The 6,362-nt window shown below is 74.1% G+C and carries 1 protein-coding gene and 1 pseudogene; both read left to right on the plus strand.

What is annotated here, in order from left to right; all coding sequences use genetic code 11:
* The first annotated feature begins 28 nt into the window (after positions 1–28).
* Positions 29–4,138, plus strand: coding sequence for an alpha-(1->3)-arabinofuranosyltransferase domain-containing protein (locus G6R24_RS17075; protein ID WP_163550227.1), 4,110 nt, complete (start codon positions 29–31; stop codon positions 4,136–4,138).
* Positions 4,110–6,362: pseudogene (locus G6R24_RS17080) on the plus strand (hypothetical protein); the annotation flags it as partial. The gene G6R24_RS17075 and the pseudogene G6R24_RS17080, both read left to right, overlap by 29 nt.

Raw genomic sequence — 6,362 nt, forward strand, 5'->3', positions numbered from 1 at the left:
GTGCGGAAGACAGGACTAGGGGTGTGGTGTGCGTCAGGCGTCCGTCAGCATCGTGGTTCCCGCGTTCAACGAGGCGGCCCGGCTGCCACGATCACTGCCCGTCCTGGTGGGGGCGCTGCGCCGTCATCACCTGGCCGACGCCGAGGTGATCGTCGTCGACGACGGCAGTGTGGACGACACCGCCCGGCTGGCCGCGCGACTGCTCGGCGACGCACCGAACCGGCGGGTCCTGCGCCTGCCGGTCAACCAGGGCAAGGGCGCGGCGGTGCGTGCCGGGGTCGCCGCGGCCACCGGCGACGTGATCGCCTTCATGGACGCCGACCTCGCCTCGGACGTCGACGACCTGCCCCGATTACTGAACGCGTTAGGGAACGCCGAGGTGGCCCTCGGCTCCCGCCGGCTTGCGAACAGCGCCGAACGGGCCCCCGTCCGGCGCCTCGGCAGCTGGCTGTTCCACCTGGTCGTGCGGCTGCTGGTGCGGTTGGACGTCGCCGACACCCAGTGCGGTTTCAAGGCGTTCCGCCACGCCGAGGCGAAGCTCCTGTTCGCCCGCACCCGGCTCACCGGGTTCGCGTTCGACGTGGAGGTCCTGGCGCTCGCCCGCGCACTGGGCTACCGGATGGCCGAGGTCCCGGTGCGCTGGGTCGAGCAGCCCGGCGGCCGGTTCCACGCCCTGACACACACCCCGATGATGCTGGTCGAGCTGACCCGGGTCCGCCGCCACGTCCGGCGCGCGGGCCGCGAGATGCTCACCGCGGCCAGTGCCATCCGCACCTCGCCGGCCCCCGCGCGCTCCTTCGTCCCGGTCGCGCCGTCACGCACGTCCCGTCGGGCGTTGCTGTGGATCGCACTGGGGCATGTCCTGCTGTTCGTGTCGCAGGCGCCGGGACGGCTGACCGCGGACACGAAGCTTCCCCTGGCCGTCAGCCCGGCCCGGTTCCTGGCCGCGGCCACCCGGATGTGGGACTCCACCGCGGACTTCGGGGCCGTCCCCAACCAGGCCTACGGCTACCTGTTCCCGATGGGACCGTTCTTCCTCGCCGGTCATCTCACCGGACTGCCGGTGTGGCTGGTCCAACGTCTGTGGATGGCGCTGCTGCTGACCGTGGCCGCCTGGGGGGTGGTGCGGCTCGCGGACGCGCTGGGCATCGGCGCGCCGACCGGACGGATCCTCGGTGGGCTCGGCTACGCGCTGTCGCCGATGTTCCTCGGCAAGATCGGGGCGACGTCGGCCGCGGTCCTGGGGGCGGCGATGCTGCCGTGGATCGTGACACCGCTGGTCCGCGCGCTGTACGCGGAGTCGCCGGTGCGGACCGGACCCTGCGACGGGCAGCCCACGTCCCGCCGGGTCGCGGCGCACGCACTGACCTCGGATGGATGGCTCTCCCCTCGGCGCGCGGCCGCCCGGTCGGGCCTGGCGGTGCTGTGCGTCGGTGGCATCAACGCCAGCGTCGCGGTGGATGTGCTGGTGGTGCCGGCGATGCTGCTGCTGCTCGCCGGTGGGTCCCGGCGGGCCTGGGCGGTGCGCGGCTGGTGGGTCGCCGCGGTGGGCGCCGCGATCGCCTGGTGGGCGATGGGTCTGCTCGCGGTCGGCCGGTACGGGCTGAACTTCGTCCCGTTCACCGAGACCGCCGATCTGACCACCGCCTCGGCCTCACTGCCCGAAGCGCTGCGCGCGGCCACCGACTGGATGGCCTACCTGCGGGTTCCCAGCGTCTGGCTGCCCTCGGCCGCCGACTACGCCGGCTCCCGGGTGGTCATCGCCGGGACGTACGCGCTTACCGCGATCGGGGTGTGGGGGCTGTCCCGGCGTGACCTGCCCGCCCGGCGTTTTCTCGTGCTCTGCTTCGCGCTGGGCACCGTGGTGATCGTCGCGGGCTATCCGGGTGCGCTGGGCGGGCCGGCGTCCGCCGATGTGCGGGCGCTGCTCGACGGCCAGCTCAGCCCGCTGCGCAACATCGCGAAGTTCCAGGCCGTCACCCACCTCCCGATGGCCCTCGGTCTGACCCACGCCGCCGGCCTGACCACCGCCGCCGCCGGCCGCCGCCTGAGCTCCCGATCCCGCCGCGGCCCCCGACCCTGGTTCAGCCCCAGCCCCAGCCCCAGCCCCAGCATTAGTGCCAGTGCCAGTGCCAGTCCACGACCGGCCGCGGCGCTGCTTGTGCTGACGGTGACGGCGCTGGTGGCGAGCACGTTGCCGGTGTTACGCGGGCAGGTGTTGCAGCCGGGATCGTTTCGGGCCGTGCCCGCCTACTGGGAGCAGGCGGCCGACTGGCTGACGGACCATCCGGACAACGGCCGCACACTGCTGCTGCCGGGCGCGCCGTTCGCCCAGTACGACTGGGGTCGGCCCCTCGACGAGCCGATGCGCTGGCTGTCGTCCACCCCGTGGGGGGAACGCAGCCTCATCCCGCTCGGTGGCGTCGGCCTCACCCGCTGGTTGGACGCCGTCGAGACGTCCCTGTCCGGTGACGGCCGTGGCCTGGGCGTGGCACTGGCCCGGGCGGGGGTCGGGCAGGTCCTCGTCCGCAACGATCTCGCCGACAGCAACTGGGACGTCCCCCCGTCCACCGACGAGATCCACCAGGCGCTGATGGCCGGGGGGCTGCGTCCGGCGGCGACGTTCGGACCGCTGGTGGTCGGGCGGGCCGGGAACCGTGAGCGGGTGCTGCCGGTGAACCGGCGACGCCCGATCGGCCAGGCACCGGCGCTGGAGGTGTGGACGGTGCCCGGCGGGGCGCGTCAGGTGCAGGCCTATCCGGCCGGTGACGCGCTGGTCGTCGCCGGGGGTCCGGAGGCGGCGGTCACGCTCGCCGCGCACGGCCTGCTACCCCCCGACCGGGCCATGATCCTGGCCGAGGACCTCGGGGATCCGCGTGCCGCGAGCACCGGGAAGCCGGGCACGGTGGCCGCCTCCGCCCCGCTCACCCCGCCGACCACGGTCCTGTCCGCGACCACCGGCCTCGCCATCACCGACACGCTCACCCGCCGTGACCAGAGCTTCGGCGTGGTCCACAGCTCACCGTCCTACCTGCTCGGACCGGACGAGTGGGCCGCCGGCGCCACCCGGGCGCCCCGCGAGTGGACCGACCGTCCACCCGCCGGCCATCAGACCGTCGGTGGCTACCTCGACGGAAAATCCGTCACCGCGTCGTCGTACGGCTATCTGTTGCGGGCGGCCCCCGAACTCGGCCCGGCCAGCGCCGTCGACGGCCTGCCCCACACCTGGTGGACGGCCCGGCCGGACCTGCGCACCGGGTCGGAGGGCGCCTGGCTGCGCGTCGATGTCGGCACGCCGCTGCGCGTGCCCTACCTGGTGATCGCCCTGCTCGCCGAGACACCGCGCCGTCCGGTGGCCCGCACGATCACGGTGACCTCCGCCGCGGGCTCGGTGGACACGTCGGTGACCGCCACCGACCATCCGCAGTACCTGGCGGTGCCCGCCGGGCCGAGTTCCTGGTACCAGGTGACTCTGCGCGACGTGACCCGCGGTGATGGTGAGCTTCTGGGCGCCGGCATTCGCGAACTGGCCGTTCCCGGGCAGGGTTTCGTCCACTACGCGCAGGCGCCCACCGACGCCACCGCCCTGTTCGCGGCGGACCCCTCGACCGATCCCCCCGGCCGGACGGTTCCGGCTGGTCCCGTGCTGGTGGCCTTCGACCGGACCCGGGAGAACATCACCGAGCCGTTCAGCGTGTCAGAGGAGCAGCTGATCGTCCGACGCTTCACCGTGCCCCGGGCGATGTCGTTCACCCTGGACGGCACCGTCACCGCCCTGCCGGAGTCCGGCCACGGCGCCCAGACCCGCCGCCTGGCGTGGCTGGGAGTGCGGCCAGGGCCCGGCCCTGGACCTGGACGGCGTCCGCTACCCGCTGCGGGTCGAGGGCACCACCTCCGACGCCGCCGACGGCCGACCGCTGCGCTTCACCGCCTGCACCCCGGACGGAACCGTGCCGCTGACCGCCGGCGCCCACCTGCTGCGCGTGGTCCGCGACGACTCCCTGCCGCTGCTCGTCGACACGATCACCCTGGTCGGCGGTGCCAACCCCAACCCCAGCCCCGGGACCGTGGCCGGGACCGGGTCCAGGACCGGGTCCAGGACCGTGCCTGTGGCTGGGACCGCGGGGGCGGCTGGTGAGAAGGCGCGGTCGACGTCGGTCGGGCAGTGGACGGCGCAGCGGCGCACCGTCACGGTCGGCCCCGGCGGCCAGTCGTTCTTCGCCGTGCGCGAGAACGCGAACATCTCCTGGACAGCGTCGCTCAACGGCGTGGCCCTGGCCCCGGTCCGTCTGGACGGCTGGCAGCAGGGCTGGATCCTGCCGGCCGGCGCCGGCGGCACGATCGTCCTGACGAACCGGCCCGGCGAGTTCTACCGCACCTGCCTGCTCGTCGGCCTGGCGTGCGCACTGGCCCTGCTCGCCGGCGCGTTGGTTCCCGGACGGCGTCGACCGCGTCCATCCCCCATACCGATGGCCCGTTCGGACGGTGCCGGCTCCAGGCTCGACGGCCGGTTCGGTTGGCTTGGTTGGCTCGGTCGGTGTGGGTGGCTGCCTGACCGGTGGGGCGCGGTGGGACTGGCCACCCTGATCGTGGCCTTGGCGGCCGGGCCGTTGGCACTGATCGTCCCACTGCTGGCGGTGGTCGCCCGCCGTCGTCCGCTGGCGCCGCCGTGGATCGCCGCCTGTGGCATCGCCGTCGCGGGCATCGCCGTCATCGTGCAGCCCGGCCTGCCACCGCGATCAGGTGCTGGTGCGTTCGGGGGATGGGCCCAGGCGGCCGGCACGGTCGCGTTCGCGGCGGTCCTCGCCGCGCTGGCGGCCTCCCCGCCACATTCGCCGCCCACCCCGAACCCCACTTCGGACCTCTATCCGGACCTCTATCCGGACCTCAACCCGGACCTCTATCCGGATCTCGACCCGGATCTCGACCCGGATCTCACCTCGGATCTGACATCGGCGGCGGCCGGCCTGGTCAGTCGTCCGTTGAGCCTGGCCGAACAGGTGCTGCTGGCCTCCGACCGCGCCGACACACCGATCGTCATCGCTCTGCTCGGGCGCACCGACGGCCACGTGGACGCCCACCGCCTGGCCGCCGCGACCGTCGACGTGTTCGCCCGCCATCCGATCACCCGGTCGGAACTCGTCGACCCGGCCGGACATGGCGGATGGCGGATTCGCCCGCTGCCCCGACCCGCACCGGTCCACGAGACCGAGGCGGCCACCAGCGGCGAGGCCTGGCAGGCACTGACCCGGCTGATGGGCGGCGGCATCGACCTGAGCCGCGCCCCCCTGGCCCGCCTGCTCGTCGTCCACCATCCCGGCGGCGACTGGATCGGCCTGGTCGGGCACCACCTCGCCCTGGACGGCCGAAGCCTGCTGGCCATCCTGACCGAGACCCTGGCCGGCTACCCCGCTGCCCACCCGACGCGCCTGCCCGGCCCACCCGCCGAGCTCACCGCCGACCACCCCCAGGCCATCCACGATCCGCCCGCGATGGTCCCGGCCCAGACCCCGCCCCAAACCCAGACCCCGGAGTCGGCCCCGCTTTCGGTGCCGCCTGGATCGGTGGAAGCCACGGTGAGCGGACTCGGCTCACCGCAGGCGCGGCGGCGGTGGCGGCGACGGTCACGGTTCGTCGAGCCGGTGGGCAGGCCGGGGCAACACGGCTTCGGCCTGGTACCGCAGGTGATCCCGGTACCCCGGCCGCCTCGCCTGCCCGACGGGCGGCTACCGACCGTCAACGACGTGCTGATCGCCGCCGCCCATCTGGCCATCGGACGCTGGAACGCCGGCCGGGGCCGCACCGACGACGTCCTGCGCGTCCGGATGGCACTGACCTCGGGCACCCCGACCGCGCTGGGCGGCCTGTCCAGCCGCTTCACGATCATCTCCAGTGACGCCGACGCCCGCGCCACACCGACGCGGCTGCTCGCCACCGTGATCGACCGGACCTCGACCGCCAAGACCCGGGTCGCGAGCACCTCCACGTCGGCGCCGCCCGGCTCCGGTGCCGCCCTGGTCGGCGGGGCCACCCGTCCCGCCGTCGCGTCGTTGACCATGGCACTGTCGAACGCGCTGTCCGCCGTGTTGCCCCACCGGGGGCGGCCGGCCCTGCTGCGGCTGGCCGTCTCGGCGTCACGAGCGGCGCTGATGCCCAGCGCCGCGGTCAGCAACATCGGACGTGTCGGCACCGACCTCACCGTCGGCCCGGACGGCCCACGACTGCTCGACCTGCACCTGGCCGCCCCCGCCCGGATGCCCCAGGGCCTGGCCATCCACGTCGTGCGCATGGGCGACCAGATCCATCTGACGTTCAGCCATGCCCGCGAACTGTGGGACGACACCGCCGCCCGCACCTTCGCC

The organism is Candidatus Frankia nodulisporulans (genome assembly GCF_902806475.1).
Classification (GTDB): Bacteria; Actinomycetota; Actinomycetes; order Frankiales; family Frankiaceae; genus Frankia; species Frankia umida.